Here is a 22,480-nt window from a genome sequence, read left to right on the forward strand (position 1 = left end):
TGACCGACTCAGGCTCTAGTTACACGCTTGGCAACAAGACATTAACAGAGTGCGAATTAGTCCTTGACTATGTTTGAATACATTTTAAGGAACAGGTGTATCATGTATTTGAAAGAACAATTGATTCGTGTAGAAAACATCAAAACCATTCACGCACTTGCACAGGCAGATATTGATCCTAAAGTTATTGCCCTTTTTATGTGCAGTGAAGGTATTGACATGCAAGCCCATGAAGTCACAGCCATTACAAATACCTACGATGCTTTGGGTACACGTAAAATTCCATCTAAAAAAGTCAAAGCGCTGATTGCAGCCAAAGCCTTAGGCGAGCAAGATGAAAGCCTACCTTGCCCTGTTTAAATTTCTTAGCTTTGCCTAATCTCCTACTCACCTTTCTCCTCTATAAAAAATACGGCTAAAAAGCCGTATTTTTTATGCATTAGAAAGGCAAAGACAAGCAGCAACTTTCGTGTAGCAAGCGATGTATAATGAAGAATATTCTATACAATGAGTGTACACATCATAATGCTACAAATTCTTCAAAAACAATTAGATGAAAGCACACTATGCCCTTTGTGTCAGGCATCTATGTATTGGATTGAAGCAGAACAGTATGATCAGGAACTACATTTCCATGAATGTAGCCATTGTGAACACCGCATTTATCAAAATAGCCAGCAAAACTGCCATTGCCCGAGTTGTACCCAACAGCGCAAAAAAATCATGGCAGAAACCCGCTTACAGGAACAGCAAAAGTTTAAAAAGCAGGATGTGCCTGAGCGTGAATTAAACCAATTACGTTTTATTGATAAATTATTTTTACTCAGTATTTTAGATCAGCATGCACAAGAACATATACCGCATGAAGAATTTATAGATTGGGAAAAAATTAAGTATTTGAATATTACACCTAACTATTTTTTTCAGCACGGCATGATCAAACACTTGCTGAAAGAACAAATTCTGATTGCTAAAGATTTTGCCGAAAATGCACAACAATATTACATTAATGTCCGATTAGATGGATATTCAGAACCCAGTTTGTTCAGTATCGCCCAGCAACTCCGCAACTGGTTTTATGAAAACCTAAGCATGGGCACACCGTTTAAAACGGCAGATGAAGTTAAAGATGCGCTGTACTTATTATTGTATCAAGAAATTGTGCAGTTCATGCAGTTTTATTGTCGGACTTGGGGCATACAAATTGCGGGAAACCATAGTTTTCAAACTTTTTGCTACCGCTTACTAGACGTTCTTGCGGTTGGACAAATTTATTACTTAATCCAAACTGCACTGGAATATTTGTACCAACAAAAAGCACTTAAACCGCGCAACGAAAACTTTATTAATACCAACTTGCTAAAAAAAACCTTACAGCAGTATCGTGAACGTGCAGTAAATGAAAAATGGGAAACCTCGACACTGCCACGTCCACCTAATTTACCGTTCAGTTATATGAGCGAAATTTTGTTCTTCCGATTTTTAGGATATGACGAGCGAATTTTCTTCCAACCCGTTTGGCGTTCATGGAAAAAAATTGAAGCGCGACTTAAATTTTATTCACTCAAACGCTGCATGCATTGTGGTTCTGATGAACTGACAGTCGATTATGACGCAGAAAATTACGTATCATTATTTTGTCGTAACTGTAAACACCAAGACCATTACTTTACGCAATAAGTTGCAGCTATAAACGAGAAAGAAATGTCATCATGTGATGTCAGATTACTGCATGGCATTGAATGTTGTGTTTGTTTATAGATGCTCTTTTACTTTAGATGCTACACCAGTTGAGCAATATGCAAACCTTCAAATTTTATATTTTCTAGCAATTAACTAACTTTACGATTTAGCGCTAAATTCATAGCCGTTTCTGATAATGTGCGACTGTCTAACTTACAAATGCACATAATCCCCCAACCATCAAAATAGTCAGGTGCATGTTGTAAAAAGAAATTGCAGTGCACATCTTGATGCGCTCTTAAGCTCTCCAATTGCGCTACATTTCGCATTGGAGACGTAGTTTCATGCACATAAACACCATTGCAGCGTTTTTGCACTTCTGGATAACGCGCCGCCATAATCTTTAAGATTTCACAGTATTCTTTAGGTGTACTTTTCCCCACCCTTGGGAAAAATTTTTGTGAACGTGAGGCAAATAAAGAATATATTTTAGGCTGATTAATCGTAATGACGAACCATAAAGGAATAAATGGATGTTTAAAACGTCTATTCAACATCGCTTTAACCGCACTTTGAATAGTGAGGTTTTGCTTTTGGTATTCTGGCAAAAAACCTGCACGTGAATTCACGACATGCATAGTTTGGTTATTACACTGAATCTGAAGAATAGGAATGACGTTTTGCCCAACTAACTCTCCCTTACAGTGATAATGAATAATCGTTACTGCAATCGCATCTGGCGCATAAACGAATGCTTTGAATTCATCTAAGCTAGAATTAGGGAAAATGATTTGGTCAAATTGATATATTTTTTCAAAAAAATAGTGCTGTTGCTGCGTTGAAAGCGCTTTAAAATCAAAAACTGTTTCAATTATATTCATGTGAACATCTCAGTTTTATATTTTGGCGTCTGAAATCTTAAAAGCTGCGTACAGATGAGAAGTTAACTAAAAATTTCAAAAAACATACAATTTCTTATTTTATTATAGTAAGTTACTAAAAAATAAACAATTTTTTAAAAAATTAAAAATAAATGTTTAATTTAATTGATTTTTTTACCAAAAATTATATTTATTCTTTAATTATATATCAAAATTTATATATTTTGTGAGGTACATCTCATTATTTTAAGATGAGTGGTAATTTTACAAAAAAAAATAAGGGCTGAATCATCAGCCCTTACCTTACTTATTGCTCAACACTCAAGCAAATCATAAATTTGCTCTTGTGTTAAAGCAAAGCTTATTCAGCTTTGCTTTTTCTGACTTAGGTCAACTGAGCAGCAGCAATTTTTTTAGTGTCTACATTCGAAGCAGCGTCTGTGTAGCTTTCCATCTTGTCAAAGTTCAAGTACTTGTAGATGTCAGCAGACATGCTGTCGATTTGAGAAGCGTACTGTTGGTATTCTTCTGGTGTTGGTAACTTACCAAGTACCGCAGCAACAGATGCAAGCTCAGCAGAAGCTAAGTATACGTTTGCACCTTGACCTAAACGGTTCGGGAAGTTACGTGTAGAAGTTGATACGACAGTTGTGTTCGGCGCTACACGTGCTTGGTTACCCATACACAATGAACAACCTGGCATTTCTGTACGTGCACCAGCTTTACCATAAGTGTTGTAGAAGCCTTCTTCCATCAATTGACGCTCATCCATACGAGTTGGAGGCGCTAACCATAGACGAGTAGATAAAGAACCACCAGGAACTTTGTCTAATAACTTACCAGCAGCACGGAAGTGACCGATGTTTGTCATACAAGAACCGATGAATACTTCATCAATTTTGTCGCCTTGAACGTCAGAAAGAAGTTTTGCATCATCTGGATCGTTCGGGCAGCAAAGGATAGGTTCTTTGATGTCGGCAAGGTCAATTTCATACACTTTCGTGTATTCAGCGTCAGCATCAGCTTTAAGAAGTGATGGGTTCGCTAACCATTTTTCCATGTTCTCAACACGACGAGCCATAGTACGCGCGTCGCCATAACCTTCAGAGATCATCCACTTAAGCATAGTGATGTTTGAACGAAGGTATTCAGCAACTTTCTCTTCAGAAAGTGTGATAGAACAACCAGCAGCTGAACGTTCAGCAGAAGCATCAGATAATTCAAATGCTTGCTCAACAGTCAAGTCAGTTTCCATTTCTGTTAAGTCGATTTCTAAGATACGACCAGAGAAGATGTTTTTCTTACCTTTCTTCTCTACAGTTAAGTCACCTTCTTTAATTGCGTAGTAAGGAATCGCATGTACAAGGTCACGAAGCGTGATACCAGGCTGCATTTTACCTTTGAACTTCACAAGTACAGACTCAGGCATGTCAAGTGGCATAACACCAGTTGCTGCAGCAAACGCTACAAGACCAGAACCCGCTGGGAATGAAATACCAATTGGGAAACGAGTATGCGAGTCACCACCAGTACCTACTGTATCTGGAAGAAGCATACGGTTTAACCAAGAGTGGATAATACCGTCACCTGGACGTAAAGAAACACCACCACGGTTCATGATGAAGTCAGGAAGCGAGTGTTGCATTTGTACGTCAACTGGTTTTGGATACGCAGCTGTGTGACAGAAAGATTGCATAACGAGGTCTGCAGAGAAACCTAAGCATGCTAAGTCTTTTAATTCGTCACGCGTCATCGGACCTGTTGTATCTTGAGAACCAACAGTTGTCATCTTAGGTTCGCAGTAAGTACCTGGACGAACACCTTGACCTTCTGGAAGACCACAAGCGCGACCTACCATTTTTTGAGCTTGAGTGAAGCCTTTACCTGTGTTTTCAGGTTGTACTGGCGTACGGAACAATGTAGATGGTGCAAGACCTAAAGCTTCACGCGCTTTAGCAGTCAAACCACGACCAACGATCAAGTTAATACGACCACCAGCACGTACTTCGTCTAGAAGCACTGGAGTTTTAAGTTCAGATTCAGCGATTTGCGCGCCGTCTTTGAACGCTGTTACTTTAGCAGCAGCATGGTCGATCTTAAGAGTGATTTCATCACCCATGTTCATGTTAGAAACGTCGATTTCTACAGGTAAAGCACCCGCATCTTCCATTGTGTTAAAGAAGATTGGCGCGATTTTACCGCCTAAGCAGTAGCCGCCATCTTTTTTGTTTGGAATGTGCGCAATTTCGTCACCGAAGAACCAAAGTACAGAGTTAGTTGCAGACTTACGAGAAGAACCTGTACCTACAACGTCACCCACGTAAGCAACTTGGTTGCCTTTCGCGATTAAGTCTTTGATTTGGTTTAATGGACCAACTTCACCAGGAACTTCTGGGTTGATACCATCACGTACGTTTTTCAACATTGCATTTGCGTGCAATGGAATGTCTGGACGGCTCCATGCGTCTTGTGCAGGTGACAAGTCGTCAGTGTTAGTTTCGCCAGTTACTTTGAAAACTGTAAGTTTGATTTCTTCAGGTACATCTTTACGGCTAGTGAACCATTCAGCATCAGCCCAAGATTGTAAAACTGCTTTCGCGTTTTCGTTACCTGCTTTTGCTTTGTCTGCTACGTCATGGAACGCATCAAATACAAGCAAAGTGTTTTTCAATGCATCAGCAGCTAAGCCAGATAATTCTGCATTGTCTAAAAGCTCAACTAAAGGTGCTACGTTGTAACCACCAAGCATAGTACCTAGTAAGTAAACAGCACGCTTTTTAGACACGAGTGGAGAGGTTGCTTCACCTTTTGCTACAGCAGCTAAGAAAGCAGCTTTAACGTATGCCGCTTGGTCAACACCTGCTGGTACGCGGTTTTCAAGCAAATCAACTAAATAAGCTTCTTCGCCTGCTGGTGGATTTTTTAATAATTCAACTAATGCAGCTGTTTGCACATCATCAAGTGGCTTCGGTGGGACTCCGAGTGCGGCACGTTCTTCAACGTGTTGGCGGTAAGCTTCTAGCACGGTGTTATTCCTCTTTTTTAAAAAATTATTTGCGAATTCCTGCTTTTGCAAAGCATCACAAATAATATGGACTGCAAAATTTTACTAAACTTCCAGTTAAAAGTTAATGCAACTAAAGTGTTTCTTTGTGATGCCCATTATTTTATAACTAAATGATGCGCATATTGTTCAATTTACAGGCAAAACATGACTTAATTTTGACTTAAACTGCATTCACTTTAACTTTTGCCTAAAGTTTAACTCGTAAAAAAGGCAACCCAATGTTGCCTTCTATCTAAAATGAAAGATATTCCACCTTAGTGTACTGTAGTAGCTTGAAGATAGTGCTGTAATTGTTCACGGCTACCTTCAAATTTGAGCTGAATTTCATCTTCATGCAGCATACAATGCGCTGCACTAGCAAATGAAATCTGTACTTGATAAATCTTTGCGGGCTCATCTATTTGCTGACGTAAAAAAACCCGATCACCTAAACTTAAAACATAGTGACTACCACCAACAATGGCGACACCCTGTTCATCTTCTAAGAGCAAGTCTGCATTATGCAGGTAAGCAACCACTTCCATTATGCGCTCCTACTGTTTTTGTTATAAATTCATTATTCAGTAAAAAGATAAGTATTGCTAGTTTTAAGATTAAGAACTTGTCACAATTTATTTGTGGGAAATTTTAATGGCCTGACAACGAATACTAGACACTGTTTAGGCTATTTAAGTTTTGAAATTACTGTTGGTAGAATAATAAATATTCATAAAAAAACCGTTCTTTTAGAACGGTTTGTAATCTGGCATTTTATCATGCGGTGTAGCAATACATTTTTCAGTAAACTGAGCACGGATTTTTTCACGTGCGGCATCTGCATCGCCCTTAATTTCATCTATTGGCAAAGCATAAATTTGCTCAATAATCTCTAAAATAAAAGTACGGGTCGTATCATCTTCAATTTTGTTGGCATGCTCAATAGCTCGTTCTTTTTCAATTGCATTTTGACGATCTAGCATAATGGTACGTGCTGCATTTCCAACACTTCTGCAGTAACCTTGCCATTGCTCTTCTGGGGTTAGAGGTTTTTTTTCTGCACAGCCCATTAATACAAGCACGGCAGTAACAACCAAAATCTTTTTCATTCACGCTCTCCTATTAGGCTTATGATAATCAATGTTCAACAAAATAAGAAATTTCATTGAAAAAATGCGCTCATGTAGAGCGCATTTTTTATCTGACTTAGCTGCGGTTAGAAACGCCAATTATAGAAAATATCCACCGCACGTTCTAAAGCCTGACTGGCTTCCAAATACAAGCGCTTATTCATTTGATAACGCAAGGTCAGTTTATTCACTGGGGTAAATACGCCCACACCATAACGAATAAATAAGTCTGGAGTAATGTAACCCGTCACACTAACTTGCGTGTCATCCCCCGTACCTTGGGCATCAAGCGCTAAACCACTTAAACCGAATGTACGTCCAATTTGGTTGGTCAAGGCACGTGTGCCACCCAAGCCCATACTGATCCCTGCTGCAGCAATGGTATTGTTTACATCCGACTTAAAGCTTTCAGTTTGACTCAGACCGCTAGTACCTTCATTGATACGTCCTGTAATCAAAGCATTTAATGCTTCCTGTTCAGATAAACCCGCATCGTTATAAACCTGAATATTTGGGCTGCTGGCTGTACCTGTAACCCTAAAGCCCACCATACTGCCTTGTACGTTTTTATTGGCATCCATATCTAGAGTTGGGTTTGAAATCGGGCCATTAAAACGTGCAATCGCACGGTTTAAGTCCAGACTCTGTCCGTATGCTTCAATTTTTACACGCTGACTAACACCAATTGCACCATTGGCACGCATGGCAGTTTCCAAACCACGTTGAGAAAGATACAAACGTCCAATAAGTGGAATACGGCTGTCAAAACCTTGGAAAATCACTTGATCACCCAAGTTTAGCTCTAAATCTGCTCGGATATCCCATGGACGTGCTGAACGTAGTAATGCGAGCTGATCTTGACCTTCATGTACTACACGTACATCAGAAGACACATTCACCACGGGTGCAGAAACTTCAGGCATAGAAATTAACGCACGTGGTACATCTACTTTCCCTTTTAAACTCAGTTTTTTCTGGAACGGTAAAACATCCAAAGAGACATCAGGCGTAATCATTGCAGTAATTAACGGCGCCTGACGTATTAATAAATCTTTACCATTTAAATTTAACTGAATTCGAGGATCATTTTTCCAATCCACACTACCTGTTAAACGTCCTACACCACCACCGCTATTAAATGCACCATTAATAGAGGCTTGATCTTGCCGAATTGATGAGTACAGCTGCACATTGGTCAAATTCACAGGTAAGGAAATCATGCTGAGTGCGCCATCTTTCAGTCGCATTTCACCAGTGATTAAAGGTGAGGTTAACGTGCCATTGACCTTACCTGCAAAAGACAGAGTACCTGCCATGGAACGCACATCGGCAATAAACGGTTTAAAGACTTTTAGTTGCACTTGATCGAAGGCGATTTCACCACGCATTGGCATATTTTTGCTGTAAGGATCTATCACCACATTGGCATAACCTGCACCAATTTCAGGCGTTTTGACATCCATTCGTAACTGTAAACCATCGGCAATGCTTTTAGCCACCAAAGCGACTTGTTCATAGCGTAAAGTAGAGCCAATATCTTGCGGGTCATCTGCTGCAATACCAATCACACCATTACGAGTAATCAGATGCGCATCAATTTTAGGTTTCTGCCCTTTGGCCCAAGCTGCTTTGGCATGACCATTGACCTTACCTGTAATGGCAAGACCTTCAGGCATAAAGGCAGCAAAATCGTTTAAATCTAGGTTTTGTGTCACAAACGATGCATTGGCTTTGGTTTTACTGACTCGAATCGGCTGATCAAAACACAACTGACTTTGCTGGCTCATCCAGCAATGTGCCCCCACATACAGCTCACTGTTTTTATGCTGATAGATTACCGCTGCATTTTGACGTTGCGCCAAGTGGGTTCTTAATGAGTCAAAATCACCTTTCTGGATTTGTCCAATCCAATCGTTTTGCGCATTCAAACCACCTGCAAGTTGAACATAAAACTTACTCAGTTTATTTTCTGCTTCAAGTTTTAATACATGCGCCTGACGTGTGCCTGCCAGCGCAATTTGACCTTGTTCAATCCCACGATTGCCACTGCGTAGATGTTCCAGCGATGCGGTCATCAATGTTGCGGTATTTTCAGACGTTGGCAATTCACCCTGTATGCGCAATTTGCGTACACTGAAAATATTATTAAAACTGAACTGATCAACCGCTAAATTGGCGGTTGCTTTCAAACGTGGTTGCGACTGCACATTTAAATAACCATAGGCACGCCCACGTAAGCCCGAATATACTTCGTATAAGGCGGGTGCATTGACTTTAATGCGTAGGTTTTGTGCATTGCCAGTGGCTTGTAGCTGGTTTTTGGCATAAGACAGATACAAATTATTGGCTTCAAACTGTTGTGGCAAGAAACCTTTTTGATTGGAATCAATCACCATCGCCAAATTACCTGTACCACGTACAGGTTTATTATTCAGCATACCAGCTAAATTTAGACGCTCAATGTTAATACGCTTCTGCTTTTCTGACCAAATGCCTTGTGTGCGGATGTTTCCTGATAATTCACCACGTACACTCGATACAAAATAATGTGGTTTAAAACGAATTAAAGAAGCATTTAAATTCCAGCCCATCCCATTGTTCAGATGTAATAAACCATCTGCCACAATTTGCCCCGCGACTCCGTTATGACGTAAATCACTAATTTTGATCAGCTCAGGTGTGCCCGAAACTTTCAGCTTTAAACTGCCTTGACTGCCCTGAATTGCGCTGGCATTTAGGTCACCATCATAATTCACCGCAAAACTTTTAAAACCACCGCCTGCTTTGGCATCATGGAACAGTAAAGCAATCGTGCTTTGCCCTGTTAAATGTACACTTTCATTTTGGTTGGCCAGTCGCCCAGTTAAATTCACATCATTTAAATGAATAATTTGCTGATTCGGCAATGCAAAACCATTAGCTTTTAACTGCCCATTCAGCACATTTACTGGTGCTGCCGCTACCACAGTTTGTGGATTAAAATCTTTGGCTGCCAACACCGCATTCCATTTCAACTGACGTTTGTCAGAAGGTAAATCAATTACGGCGCTGCCTGCCAAGTGACTATTGCCCGTATCTAGCTTAAAGTTTGGAATATTTAAACGGTTGTTTTTAAGGTTTAATTTGGCTTGATACATACCTGCAGGCAAAGCCGTCTGCTCATGCGCACTGACTTTGGTCGCCACAAAAATATCTTGCTGTCCCTCAACCAATGCTAACTGTACATCCCCCGATTCACTTTTTAGCCAACCCACATAAGGCACTGCACGGTCAATATTATTCCAGCGCACATCCAACAACATTGGATTGACCGCTTTGTCCTGTGCTGGGTTTTGATCTAATTTTAAGTTCCATGTTTCAAATCGGTCAAAATCAACTTGTGCAGTTAAATGCATCCCTTTTTCCAAATGGCCTTTAGAAGTCAAATTGGCATCAAGGCTTGGCGGTAAAAAGTCTTTGACTACTTGTGGAATTAGGGGGTCTTTCGGATTAATTTTGTCCAAACGCCCAGTTAAGTCCCAACTCACTCGATCTTTCCAGCTCACTACACCTGCAACATTGGCAGCACCTTGCATAAGTTGTGCATTTAAATTACTAATGTTGAGCTGATTCACCAAGTCGGTGTACATCAAGCCTGTATATTGCCCTTGTGGAATATTCTTTCCACTTAAATCGGTCGCAATATCAATATCCAGACGTTTAATACCCCCTTTAAATTTGGCTGCACCTGCTTGGGTAAACAACTGCTGTTCCGTCAAAATAGGCCAGTGATATTGTTTAAATTGTAGTTCACCAAACATCGGCACTTGCTTGCGCATTGGATGTAACACGACCCAACCTGTTAATAAATCAGGCGTATTGGTTGCCACACCAGCTTGAATGGTATCTAAAGTGCCTTTCGCCACGACTTTAATGTCATGGATATTCAGACTATTGTGCAAGGATGGCAGATTTAGATCACCCGTCACGTTTAGTGGATATTTGCCCTCAAACTTCATATCGCCTGTTGCATTACGCACATTCAAATAGCCCATGTCCATGTGCGAGTCTTCAAATTTGAGCTCTGTGCCTGACCATAAAGCGTTATTTAAATGAATGTCGTAAAAATCGACCTGAGTGCCAGAAGCCGTTTGAATTAATAAATGATCGACATCTGCAGTGTCTAAGCGCAGTATAAATGGCAGACGAATTTCATTGAATTTGAATGGATCGTCACTCGGTGGGCCTTTAGGATAAATTCGCAGATTACGCACGTCGGCACGATTTAAATGAATTTCTTTATCTAAAATAGCACGCCAACCAAGAACGACATCGGCACGGTCAATTTTGACATCTACAGGTTTTAAGCTGACGATGATATTGCGCAGAATAATACCGCGCCATAAATTACCACCTTCATATTCATAATGAATAATTTCCTGACGTTGCAAGACACTATCAAGTAAAAACTTAGAACCACGGTCTGTTGAGAACATCACCACCAAAGCAGATACCAATAGAATCAGCATAAACAGTAGTGACAGTAAAACACTCCTGAGTATTCGACGCTTTTTGGGCAGCATCTCTGGGGTTTCTGGTTGCTGTTCAACTTCAGCCATAATGTTCTCTAAGTCTTAAATTTATAGTTGAGAGCCAATAAAGAAATGTAGACGGATTGGATGGTTGTCATCTGAAATACCCGATGCCACATCTATCCGAATTGGACCAATTGGAGATGCCCAACGCACACCCAAGCCTACGCTATATTCGGTGTCATTACTAAAATCTGTATCGTAGGCATTACCAAAGTCACTAAATACCGCAGCACGCCAGCCCTCTTTAAATTGATAGTTATATTCCAAAGAGCCTACAGCCAAAGCCTGACCACCAATTTTAAAGCCATCAATCTGTGGTGCTAAAGATTTATAGTCAAAGCCACGCAGACTCTGGTCGCCCCCCGTAAAATAACGCAAGTTATAAGGTACTTTTTTAAAGTCTTCGGTGTAGATATAACCTAAGTCACTACGCCCCACAAACTGGTGATTGTCATTTTCACCCATGGAATAAATAAAGCGCCAGCCTGCATTAAATATGGCTAAATCAGCATCACTAAGTAATGATTCGCTGCCCAGTTCTACTTTATAAATTTGTCTAAATCCCTTGCTTGGATTTACTCGTCGGTTGCTGTCTGTTCTGGAAATTTCATAGCCAAGCAATAACGATTGCTGCTCAACATCTCCATTCGCAATAAAGGCATCAGGGACATTATCTAAAAATACATCGCCTGTTTCAGTTAAGCGGTCTAAACGGTAGCGCAGGCCAAAGGTATGCTGCCAGCTCCCCATTGGGTTTTTAATCACACGGTCTGCACCTGCAACCGCAGATTCGATTAATAAGCCACTACCTTGTGCAACATCATCACGCTCTTCACGCTCATAACCACCAACTAAGGCCACATAGTCATTTAATGGATGGTTATACGGAATGTTATAGCGCCCATCTATGGCTTGACGAATTTCAGATAGCTCCAAGTTGGCATCGAATGAATGACCTCGTTTATTGACAATGGCACGGCGATACTGCCCACGTAAACGGACACCCGTGTCTGTACCATAACCTGTACCAACTTCAGCACTGTTTAAACGGTCTGCATTTAAGGTCACAATGACAGGAATTTTTTTATCTATACGCGCTTGTTCTTTAAAGCGCTCTTCTTCAGTTTGCTTATTTTCTTGTTGAACTTGCAGGGTGCGTAGGTTTTCATTGGCAGGTCCTTCTTCTGTACCCGCAAATTCCGCTTCATTCACCACAGACTGTGTAACTTCTTGCGAAGAAGCCACCTGCTTTTTATCTGTAACCGTAGCATCACCCAAAGACAGCTTTTGCTGATCGACCAAGGCCTGAATATCAGGTGGCAATTCTAAAGGATGCTCTACAGGATCAGGACGAATTGTATCAACCAAAGTGTAGTTAAAATAACGTGAGTTGGTTAAGTTGTTGGCTAAACCATTGACACGCCAAAAGGTATAGTCAGCATTTTCCTGCCAAGTCACCATACTTTGTAAGATGTCCATATCAAGCGGGAATTCCTGATTTGGATCGCTCATACGGAATTCCACTGCACCAAGTTTGTAACGCTCGCCCGTTTCATAGCGTAAATTTATATCTGCTGTATTTTGCGGCTGTGCGACTTTAACATCATGCAAACGCCAATAACTGTCGAAATATCCATTGTCTGTGGCAGCATCGGTAATTCGCTTTTTGGTTTGCTCGTACAAACCATGATTGAACACGTCATCTACTTCTTGATCTGGCAATACGCCAATGACCTGAAATTGTGCCTCGTATTGCCCTTCGCCCGTAAACTCTATATTTTGTTGTTTAATCGCCACAGGTGGATTAGGCACTACATTTACACGTACGCGACTGTCACTAAGTTTTTCAAATTTAAATTCGGCATTGTAAAACCCCACCGCCTGCGCTGCCTGATTGGATAAGGTGCGCAACTGTGGCAAGGCCACTGGAAAGTCTGCAAACGATTCTTGGGTAAAACTTGAGAGTTTTGCCTTAATGTTGGCACTTAAATTATCTACCGCTGTGCGATAAGCTTCTGGTGAAACTTCTCCAATGGCGTTTTGTGTTCCATTTTGAGCACTGTTTGCGCTAATCACAACATCGGCACTAATCCTTGGCACTTTGGCAGTATTGAGTTCACGCGGTGGGCGGACTTTATGTAATAGCCGTCTGAAAAAACCCGGTTGATCTGCATTTTCAGCCTGTGTCATCCAGCCCAATTCGGTCATGGTACTGTCTGCTGGGTTAGCTTCGACTACAATTTTGCTGTCTGCCTGAATGCTCGACATTAATGCATCTACATTAACGGGTGCTTGGTTAATTTGTAGCAACTCCTCTTGAGTTGCATCTTGCACCAAGGTTTCAGGAACCTGACCATTACGATCTAGCATCGCTTCTTGCTTGGCTTGTTCTGCCACCTGAAAAATTTCATTAGCAAGATTTTGATCTACAGGTGCGACAGGTAAATCTTCCAGGTCTTCAAATTCAATAGGTTGAAATTCGGGAAATGTCATACCAGCTTGTTGTTGCTGTTGCAACATTTGCAAACTATCAACTTCTGGCGCTTGCGCCTGCTGCATTGCTTCTTCTATTTTTTGTAACTCTTCGGCGCTATCTTTACCTTGTGCTGCAGCCAGTTGCTTAATTTCGGCTTCGAGGCTCTGTGCTTCTTCTGCCACAGGTGTTTGGATCGTTGCAGTATTAATTTCACCTGTTGCTTGTTGCACTGTATTTGCCGCTGGAATACTTTCAGCAAAACTTGAAGATGCAACAAAACCCAAAAACAGACCAAGCCCGATATTTTTTGGCATATTCCAACACAAAATAGCGTGCATACTGGAACAAAGTACTGATTTTTTAAAGTTTGTATTGACAGGCATAAACAACTCTAAACTGATTTAATTTTTATGGAAAAACCCCAATGAACGCGCGTGCAAACACCAATTTATTTGATTTTTTCATCAGTGAAAAGACTTGAAACATCATACATGATTTTCTGTACTATTATATCAAGCGGTCACATTTCTTAATAAAACTAAACGAAGTTAATCACGCATGGAAAAAAATGAACAGTTAATGAGAAGTCGGCGCTTTTTGCCGATGTTTCTCACTCAGTTTTTTGGCGCACTCAATGATAATGTTTATAAACAAGCGCTGCTTTTGGTCTTTACCTATGGCTGGATTAGTCAGCAGTCTGCAAATGTCAGTACGCTAAATAACTTAGCTGCTCTACTGTTTATTTTGCCTTATTTCATTTTTTCAGCGACTGCGGGGCAACTGGCAGACAAATACGAGCGAGCGCAACTGGTACGTGCCATTAAATTGCTCGAAATTATCATCATGCTCATTGGTACTGCAGGTTTCCTGTTGGGAAATTTATGGTTGCTATTGATTGCTTTATTTTTAATGGGCGCTCAATCGACTTTCTTTGGCCCAATTAAATATGCCATTTTGCCCGAAGTGCTCAAACCGCATGAACTGATGTCGGGCAATGCTATTTTCCAGTCAGGGACTTCAATTGCCATTTTACTGGGTATGATTTTAGGTGGTGCTGTCATTTCTGTTTCTGCGGGAAATTTACTGTGGATTAGCCTGACAGGCATTGTAATTGCACTGATTGGCTATGCGTCCAGTCGTTTTGTATTAACCCAGCGTGTGACTGCACCCGAGATTGAAATTGACTGGAATTTTTTCCGTACCAGTTTCCAGACTTTAAAATATGCCAAAAGCCTGCCGATGATTTTTTTGATCTTACTTGGAAACTCTTGGTATTGGTTTTATGGGGCAACTTATTTGACCCAAATTCCACAACTGACTCAGCAGAATCTACATGCTTCTGAAAACGTGGTGAGTTTATTACTCACCCTATTTTCAGTTGGCATTGGTGCAGGTTCTTTGCTGTGCCGCAAATTAGGTGGCTCAGAAGTCAATATAAAAATGGTTCCAATTGGTGCAGTAGGTCTAACCATTTTCGCTTTTTATTTAGCAGGTGCATTGGCCTTTGTACCGCCTCAAACAGGTGAACTACTAGGCTTATCAGCCGTGTTTCAGCAAGGCTGGAGCTATTATCACGTGATGCTTGCAGTTACTTTATTGGGAGTTAGTGGCGGTTTTTACATTGTACCCTTATATGCCATGATGCAGGCTTATTCTCCTCGCTCACACCGTGCACGTGTGGTTGCCGCCAATAATATTTTAAATGCCATTTTTATGGTGTCGTCTGCGGTTTTCTCGATTTTAATTTTAAGTGTTTTAAAAATTGATTTAAAAATTCTGTTTAGTATCACAGCGGTTTTAAGTGCCATTTTCACGATTTGGCTCTTGTTAAAGCTCAAGCCAATGTTAGATACTGCACAAGACTCTTTGGAGGATTAAGTTCATGCGTCATTACACAGGTATAGACAAGTTTATTCACTCATTTGACCAAGCCTTGCGCAGCTTAGTGCCAGGTACAACTTCGGCACAACGCGAAAACCCAGGCAATGCGGTTGAAACCAAATTGGCTGTGAGTGAAGCGCGTCATGTTGCTGGGTTAATGCGTGTTAATCACAGTGGCGAAGTATGTGCCCAAGCCTTGTATCACGGTCAGGCTTTAACCGCCAAATTACCCAATGTACGTCGTGAAATGGAACAGGCTGCAATTGAGGAACAAGACCATTTGGCATGGTGTGAAGACCGTTTAAAAGAATTAGACAGCCATACCAGCCTGCTCAACCCTGTATGGTACGGCCTTTCATTTGGAATGGGTGCAATTGCAGGCATTGCAGGCGATAAATACAGTTTGGGCTTTGTGGCAGAAACCGAGCGTCAAGTGAGCTTGCATTTACAGCATCATATTAGTCAGCTACCTGAACAAGATGACCGTTCACGTAAAATTTTGGTGCAAATGAATGAAGATGAATTACATCATCGTGATACGGCACTTAATGCAGGTGGTGTTGAGTTGCCCGTACCTGTACGCTTAACCATGACCGCTATTTCCAAGCTAATGACCAAGACCAGTTATTATATTTAATCGTCTAATCATGTGAAAACGCTCATTAGAATGGGCGTTTTTTTATGCCTATTGCAACAAAAAGCAAGTCACATAGAACGTAAGCGTCCGCTGAACACACCTTCTGAATTCATCCTATAAGCCTTAATTTAGTCCCCACTTAGAAACAAGTGGGGACTTAAATTTATGACTACAAATAATCAGACATCCATCGCATCTCTTGCGAAAAAACGAAGAACATACAGTGCTGAATTTAAACAGCAGATCGTTCAGGCTTGTAAAGCACCGGACGTTTCAATTGCTTCGGTCGCTTTGCAACATGGATTGAATACAAATCTTGTATCCAAATGGATTCGCTTAATTGATGGTAAGCCAGGGAATGATCGCTCACCACTACCGAATAAACCTGCATTTATTGCCTTATCTTGCTCTGCACCATTAGATCCTACTCCTACTGACATGTTAAAAGTTCAAATTACTTTACCCCACTCAAAAGCAGAAATTGGCTTGAAATGGCAAGTATCGAAAATATCTGCTTTAGCAGAATTACTCAAGGTACTTGCAACATGATCCGCATTGATGAAATCTGGCTCTCCACCCAACCTCTGGATATGCGAGCAGGGATGGATACGGTCATGGCGCAGATTATGAAAGCCTTTGGCTCAATCAAACCGCATTGCGCCTACCTGTTCTGTAATAAACGTGGCCATCGTATGAGAGTGCTGGTACATGATGGACTGGGCATCTGGCTGTGTGCCAGGCGGCTGGAACAGGGAAAATTCCACTGGGCTCAAGTTCACCAAGGTGAAACCGTGGCCCTCAACCCGGAACAGTTACAGGCATTAATCCAGGGTTTGCCCTGGCAGCGCATTGGACGACAGCAGGTGGTGACGATGCTTTAAACCAGGCTGTTCCATTCTGCTATTCTCCAAACGTTCTATTTCATTCTTCTCATGACCTCAGGCATACTGCGGTCATGAATACGCTGCCTGACTTAAGCCAACTGACCCATGAACAACTGCTGGAATTCACCAGACAGTTGGCGATGCAGCATCAGTCTCTAGCACAATCAAACCAGCAATTAGATGCCAGAGTTCAACATCTTGAAGTCACCAATCAGCAATTAGATTCTAAAGTTCAACATCTTTCTATTCTCAATCAAAAATACGAGCATGAACTCGCACTATTTAAACAGCACAAATTCGGCAGTAAAAACGAACATCTCACTGCAAAACAAATCCATCTATGGGACGAAGCGGTCGAAGAAGATATCGCAGCAGTTGATTTGGAACTGGAGCGGCTGAATGCAGATAAAACCGATGCATCGACAGAGAAAGCCACAGTCAACAAACCTAAACGTCGACTGCTGCCCGATCATCTACACACCATCCGTATTGAGCATGAACCTGCATCAACCCAATGCGCTTGTGGCTGCCAACTCCGTCGTATCGGCGAAGATATCAGTGAAAAACTGCATTTCAGACCGGCACAGTTCTACAAGGAACAGCATGTTCGTGGCAAATGGGTCTGTGATCAGTGTGACACCCTGACTCAGCAAGCGATGCCTGCCTATGTGATTGATAAAGGCATTGCTTCACCTGAACTGCTCAGCCATGTGCTGGTATCGAAGTATGCCGATCATTTACCGCTGTACCGTCAACGTCTGATCTATCAGCGGGCGGGCATTGATCTGTCCAGATCTACTTTATCTGACTGGATTGGTCGCTGCGGTGTGGAACTGGAACCTTTGGCCAATGCCTTAAAACAGGTGGTGCTGCAACAGCGGGTGATCCATGCCGATGAAACGCCGGTCACCATCATGCGGATGGGTGAGAATGATAAAAAACCGAAGAAAGGTTATGTCTGGGCCTATGCCACTACACAGTACAATCCAGTTCAAGCGGTGATCTATGACTTTCAGGATAGCCGTTCAGGTCAGCATGCAGAAGAGTTCCTGAATGGCTGGCAGGGCCATCTGGTCTGTGATGATTACAGTGGTTATAAAGCACGCTTTAAATCAGGCGATGTCATTGAGGTGGGCTGCATGGCGCATGCACGTCGTAAATTCCATGAACTGCATGTGACTGGGAAAAGTCAGATCGCTGAACAGGCATTACTGATGATTCAGAAACTGTATGCGATAGAAGCAGAACTCAGGAAAAAGACCGATAGTACAGCAGAACACCGCCGCGAATACCGACAACAGCACAGCCAACCGGTGATGCAACAACTGTATGAATGGCTCAACCAACATTATCTGACGGTGCCATCGAGTTCTCCAACCGCCAAGGCCATCAATTACACTCTGAAGCGTTGGCCAGCTTTAAGCCGCTATCTGGATGATGGCAATCTACCAATTTGCAATAACTGGGTGGAAAACCAGATGCGCCCCTGGGCGTTGGGACGTAAGAACTGGTTATTTGCAGGTTCGCTGCGCAGCGGTCAGCGAGCAGCCAATATTATGACATTAATCCAGTCAGCAAAGCTGAATGGCTTGGATCCGTATGCCTATTTAAGTGATGTGCTGAAAAGGCTGCCGACACATAAAGTGACCCAGATTGAAGAGTTACTGCCACACTGCTGGAAACCTAAATCGAATTAAAAATTGGTATGGGGTTCAGCGGACGCTTACCATAGAACATCCAAAAATAAGCGAAAATAATGAATTTTAAGTTATCCCAAGATTTATCCGCAGATTTTGTGGATAGTTTTCTGACTGTAGCCTGTATGCATACAGCAACGATATGGTTTTCGATGGTTTTTTATACAAAAATACCCACAGAATATGACATGCTGATGTCAGCAACCTAAGATCATGCATCTCTGCCAAAATGCTGAAGATTCATCACGTAATAATGACTTTAATTGCCTGATTTATTCGTCACAACGCACCACTGGATAATGATGCTCAGGATGCATAAATGCTTGATCTTGCCAAATTTCCCACATTGGAATTTTAACATCTAAAGCCAAAGGCAGTTTTTTCGGATTTAATTGCATGTGGGCTAAATCTGCTCCCCACGCAATAATATCAATATCCAGTGGGATATCGTGCGATGGACGCACACGCCCTGCTGCAACTTCCATTTCCTTGAGAATGACATTCAACTGTGCATAGCTCAAACGACTTTTGATTAAGCAAGCAGAATTCCAGTAATCTGCACCGATCCCATCACGGCAAGGAATGAGATAAATTTGCGAAAACTGTGTTTCACCCAAGGCAGCAATTTGCTGATAGGCCTGTTTAAACTGGCGTGAAGCTTCACAGTTACTCGCCAGAGCGAGGGCAAAAATCGTGTCGGTGGCGTTCAAGACGAATTCCTACAGAATGGGCTTCTGGAATAATGGCAGGTTTACGAATCGTGATGGTAATAGATTCAATTGCTGCAAAGGTAGTAAAAAGTGCATCGAGCACCAATTTTGCTGCATGTTCGATTAATTTAGGCGCAGCATTTTGAATGACCTGTGCAGAAATGCTGCAGATTTCAGCATAATTTAGAGTGTCCTGTAACTCATCTGAAGTGGCAGCCTGATCTAAATTGGTTGCAATAATTAAATCCAACATCAAAGGCTGTTGAATCTGACGCTCCCATGCAAAACAGCCGACCACTGTCTCTACCTTTAAGCCTTCAATGATAATTGCGTCCATTTAAAACCTGCAAAATTCGTGTGTCATTGCTATCTCAATGAGCAGCTATTATGAATCGTCACGATCAATATGAGAAAAACCCTCTTGGCGAAGAGGGATTTTAAATCTACTAAATTAAGTACCGTTTGACCCTTAATGTTTCAACAAAAGGTTGGGGTCCATGCTTTGCACCATCTGCAATCGTTGATCTGCATAAATGTCAGTATAAGGTGCCAACACGCGCATGAAACGATCGAAATACAACATTTGCTTGAACAGCAAAGCAAAATCACGTGGGAAGCGAATCCCATGACGCTCACCTACCGCGACCATGTCCATCATAATGTCGTTTAAATCGGCAGGATTAGAAGTTAGTAATTCTTGAGGGTCGGCCAATAATACACCGCTGAATAAACGCTCTAAGTCCGCAGCCAAAACTTGTGTATCAATTTGAGTATCGGTCATGCCCATTTTCAGCATATTCTCTGCCATGAGCGTGTAATTGGTATTTTGCAAGGCATCCATAAAGGCCATACAAGCCGTCCACACTTCAGGGTTAAGCTGCCCAACAATACCAAAATCAATAAAGCCCACCCGACCATCTTCAAGCAACATCAGGTTGCCTGCGTGTAGGTCTGCATGGAAACTGTTACACATCATCAAACTACCAAACCAAGTATTCATGGCTGTAATCAGTACTTGTGATGGATCATTAGATACTTTTTTGACTACTTCAAAATCAGTCAAGGGCACACCATACAAGCGCTGCATGGTTAGTACCCGACGGGTTGAATACTGATGATATACTTTAGGTGCAGTAGCTTTATTGTTTTGAGTCAAATTCAGGTAGTTGATAAAATCATCAAGGTTACGTGCTTCTTCAATAAAGTCTACTTCACGCACCATGCGGGTTTTGATTTCTTCTACAATATCGGCCAAAGATGCAAATTTGACCTTAGGTACTGCTTTTTCAAGTATTTTGGTGGCCCAGTGCAGGACGTTTAAATCGGTATAAAGAATTGTCTCTACACCTGGCTTTTGCACTTTAATCACCACATCTTCGCCACTGACCAATTTAGCCGCATGCACTTGCGCAATAGACGCCGATGCCAATGGTGTTTCATCAATAGAGGCAAAAATTTCATCTAGATTGCGCCCTGCAAATTCAGACGCTAACACTTGCTGCACATAACTAAATGGCAAGCTTGGTGTCTGGTCTAAACAACCTTGAAATTCTTCGACATATTCACGTGGGAACAAAGACGGCGTACTGGCAATAAATTGGCCCAGCTTAATATAGGTTGAACCCAAAGATTCAAATGTTTCGCGCATGAGTTTGGCGTTACTTGGTTTTTCAGTTGCGTATTTAATGCCAGCCTTGGCCGCCACCACTGCAGTTTCACCCATACGGGCAACTGAACGTAAACCATCTAACCAGATATTATTTTTCATCATGTCTGAGTCATATTAAAGTAGTGTGAGTTTAACAAATAATGATAAGAGAGAAAGTCTATCTTGCCTGACAAACTGGGCAGTCTGTATCTTTTTCGAAAGCCAATATGCGTTGTTTCATGCTTAGACCATCCCAAAGCAATAATTTTTGCTTGAGTGCAGTAATGCCTAAACCTAAATACAACAACGCATGGTGTGCTTGTAAGCTCGCCATTACATTTGGGGTACTGGCCAGCACCCCGCTGTCTGCGCAGCGTAAACTCTCGTTAGCATGTTCTTCTTTGGGAAACAGGCACGCATAGCAAGCCGAATCGCCTTCTACCATAAACATTTGCCCTTGAAAGCCAATTGCTGATGCACTGAGCAAAGGCACATTGAATTTTTGACAAATTTGATTGACCAAATAACGGGTGCTGAAATTGTCACAGCCATCTAACACCAAATCTTGTTGAGCAATTAAATCACCTGCATTTTGCTCATCCAGCAAGGTAGTTAAACTAACAATCTCGATAAACGGATTAATTTCTGCAAGACGTTTCGCTAACACTTCGGCCTTATAAAAGCCTAAATCTGCAGGGCTATAAGCAATTTGGCGTTGCAGATTACTGGTTTCAATCACATCGGCATCAATCAGGGTAATTTTACCCACGCCTGCCCGAGCCAGTAATTCTGCACTTAAACAGCCAATCCCACCGCAGCCCACAATCAGTACATTGGCGAGTTTTAATTTTTCTTGTGCTTCAATGTCCCAGCCATCCAATAAAATTTGACGACTATACAAATGCATTTCTGCATCACTCAATTCTAACTGAGCATCGAATATGCTATCCAAGAAAATATCCTATTCTATACGGCCAAAACGCCAAGTATAACGGTTATTTAAAGCAAACCACTACGATCGTACTTTGAATGTTTTGCATTTAAACAATACACCAAGCACATCATTTAAAGCTGCGGCAGCTTAATTAAAAATGCATACGCATACCGACATTGTAAGTCACACCATCGGCATCACCTAAATATTCATTGTATTGACATACTGTTCCTTAAAATGTATTCAAACATACTCAAGGACTAATTCGCACTCTGTTAATGTCTTGTTGCCAAGCGTGTAAC

At 41.6% G+C, this 22,480-nt stretch carries 17 protein-coding genes; 7 read left to right on the plus strand and 10 right to left on the minus strand.

The features are described 5' to 3' along the window. Positions 1 to 102 precede the first annotated feature (102 nt). Both HHA41_RS11010 and HHA41_RS11015 read left to right on the plus strand, forming a co-directional pair. Positions 103 to 360 carry a hypothetical protein gene (locus HHA41_RS11010; protein WP_168417441.1) on the plus strand — a complete coding sequence of 86 codons (258 nt, stop codon included), beginning with the start codon at positions 103 to 105 and terminating at the stop codon, positions 358 to 360. 162 nt (positions 361 to 522) lie between these two features. Then, entirely contained in the window at positions 523 to 1,680 is a 1,158-nt protein-coding gene (locus tag HHA41_RS11015; protein WP_171525559.1) for a hypothetical protein, read from the plus strand. 152 nt (positions 1,681 to 1,832) lie between these two features. Here HHA41_RS11015 and HHA41_RS11020 read toward each other — a convergent pair whose 3' ends face one another. The 6 genes from HHA41_RS11020 to HHA41_RS11045 form a co-directional block, all read right to left on the minus strand. Then, complete coding sequence (locus HHA41_RS11020; RefSeq protein WP_168461745.1) at positions 1,833 to 2,564, minus strand: hypothetical protein; 732 nt, start codon at positions 2,562 to 2,564, stop codon at positions 1,833 to 1,835. Between the two features lie 385 nt (positions 2,565 to 2,949). Then, positions 2,950 to 5,589 carry a bifunctional aconitate hydratase 2/2-methylisocitrate dehydratase gene (locus HHA41_RS11025; protein ID WP_168461747.1) on the minus strand — a complete coding sequence of 880 codons (2,640 nt, stop codon included), beginning with the start codon at positions 5,587 to 5,589 and terminating at the stop codon, positions 2,950 to 2,952. Positions 5,590 to 5,885: 296 nt separating this feature from the next. Continuing rightward, positions 5,886 to 6,155, minus strand: coding sequence for a hypothetical protein (locus tag HHA41_RS11030; RefSeq protein WP_168417444.1), 270 nt, complete (start codon positions 6,153 to 6,155; stop codon positions 5,886 to 5,888). A 201-nt stretch (positions 6,156 to 6,356) separates the two neighbouring features. Further along, on the minus strand, positions 6,357 to 6,716 hold the full coding sequence (locus HHA41_RS11035) for a hypothetical protein (RefSeq protein ID WP_168461749.1): 360 nt from the start codon (positions 6,714 to 6,716) through the stop codon (positions 6,357 to 6,359). Between the two features lie 107 nt (positions 6,717 to 6,823). Further along, complete coding sequence (locus tag HHA41_RS11040) at positions 6,824 to 11,335, minus strand: translocation/assembly module TamB domain-containing protein (RefSeq protein WP_168461751.1); 4,512 nt, start codon at positions 11,333 to 11,335, stop codon at positions 6,824 to 6,826. Positions 11,336 to 11,356: 21 nt separating this feature from the next. Beyond that, on the minus strand, positions 11,357 to 14,170 hold the full coding sequence (locus HHA41_RS11045; RefSeq protein ID WP_168461752.1) for an autotransporter assembly complex family protein: 2,814 nt from the start codon (positions 14,168 to 14,170) through the stop codon (positions 11,357 to 11,359). Between the two features lie 175 nt (positions 14,171 to 14,345). Between HHA41_RS11045 and HHA41_RS11050 the strand changes: the two genes are divergently transcribed. The 5 genes from HHA41_RS11050 (at position 14,346) to HHA41_RS11070 (ending at position 18,886) form a co-directional block, all read left to right on the plus strand. Next, positions 14,346 to 15,665: an MFS transporter gene (locus HHA41_RS11050; protein ID WP_168461754.1), complete on the plus strand. Its 1,320-nt coding sequence runs from the start codon at positions 14,346 to 14,348 to the stop codon at positions 15,663 to 15,665. Between the two features lie 4 nt (positions 15,666 to 15,669). Continuing rightward, positions 15,670 to 16,305 (plus strand): 2-polyprenyl-3-methyl-6-methoxy-1,4-benzoquinone monooxygenase, encoded by a 636-nt coding sequence (gene coq7 / locus HHA41_RS11055; RefSeq protein WP_168417449.1) that lies wholly within the window; start codon positions 15,670 to 15,672, stop codon positions 16,303 to 16,305. A gap of 165 nt (positions 16,306 to 16,470) precedes the next feature. Further along, positions 16,471 to 16,854 carry a transposase gene (locus HHA41_RS11060; RefSeq protein ID WP_168461755.1) on the plus strand — a complete coding sequence of 128 codons (384 nt, stop codon included), beginning with the start codon at positions 16,471 to 16,473 and terminating at the stop codon, positions 16,852 to 16,854. Continuing rightward, on the plus strand, positions 16,851 to 17,186 hold the full coding sequence (gene tnpB, locus HHA41_RS11065; RefSeq protein WP_168461756.1) for an IS66 family insertion sequence element accessory protein TnpB: 336 nt from the start codon (positions 16,851 to 16,853) through the stop codon (positions 17,184 to 17,186). The genes HHA41_RS11060 and tnpB overlap by 4 nt, the downstream gene beginning before the upstream one ends. A gap of 74 nt (positions 17,187 to 17,260) precedes the next feature. After that, entirely contained in the window at positions 17,261 to 18,886 is a 1,626-nt protein-coding gene (locus HHA41_RS11070) for an IS66 family transposase (RefSeq protein ID WP_168461758.1), read from the plus strand. 272 nt (positions 18,887 to 19,158) lie between these two features. On the opposite strand, the gene HHA41_RS11075 is transcribed toward HHA41_RS11070, so the two are convergent. The 4 genes from HHA41_RS11075 to HHA41_RS11090 all read right to left on the minus strand — a co-directional run bounded on the left by HHA41_RS11075 (position 19,159) and on the right by HHA41_RS11090 (position 22,151). Next, the gene (locus HHA41_RS11075) at positions 19,159 to 19,596 is read right to left on the minus strand and encodes a 2-amino-4-hydroxy-6-hydroxymethyldihydropteridine diphosphokinase (protein ID WP_168461759.1); all 438 of its coding nucleotides are present in this window, start codon (positions 19,594 to 19,596) and stop codon (positions 19,159 to 19,161) included. Continuing rightward, complete coding sequence (folB, locus tag HHA41_RS11080; RefSeq protein ID WP_168417451.1) at positions 19,553 to 19,933, minus strand: dihydroneopterin aldolase; 381 nt, start codon at positions 19,931 to 19,933, stop codon at positions 19,553 to 19,555. Before folB ends, HHA41_RS11075 begins: the two co-directional genes overlap by 44 nt. 132 nt (positions 19,934 to 20,065) lie before the next feature. Continuing rightward, positions 20,066 to 21,364 carry an AarF/UbiB family protein gene (locus HHA41_RS11085; protein WP_168417504.1) on the minus strand — a complete coding sequence of 433 codons (1,299 nt, stop codon included), beginning with the start codon at positions 21,362 to 21,364 and terminating at the stop codon, positions 20,066 to 20,068. A 58-nt stretch (positions 21,365 to 21,422) separates the two neighbouring features. Further along, positions 21,423 to 22,151 (minus strand): HesA/MoeB/ThiF family protein, encoded by a 729-nt coding sequence (locus HHA41_RS11090; protein ID WP_168417505.1) that lies wholly within the window; start codon positions 22,149 to 22,151, stop codon positions 21,423 to 21,425. Positions 22,152 to 22,480 lie beyond the last annotated feature (329 nt).

Source organism: Acinetobacter sp. A1 (assembly GCF_012371315.1).
GTDB lineage: Bacteria > Pseudomonadota > Gammaproteobacteria > Pseudomonadales > Moraxellaceae > Acinetobacter.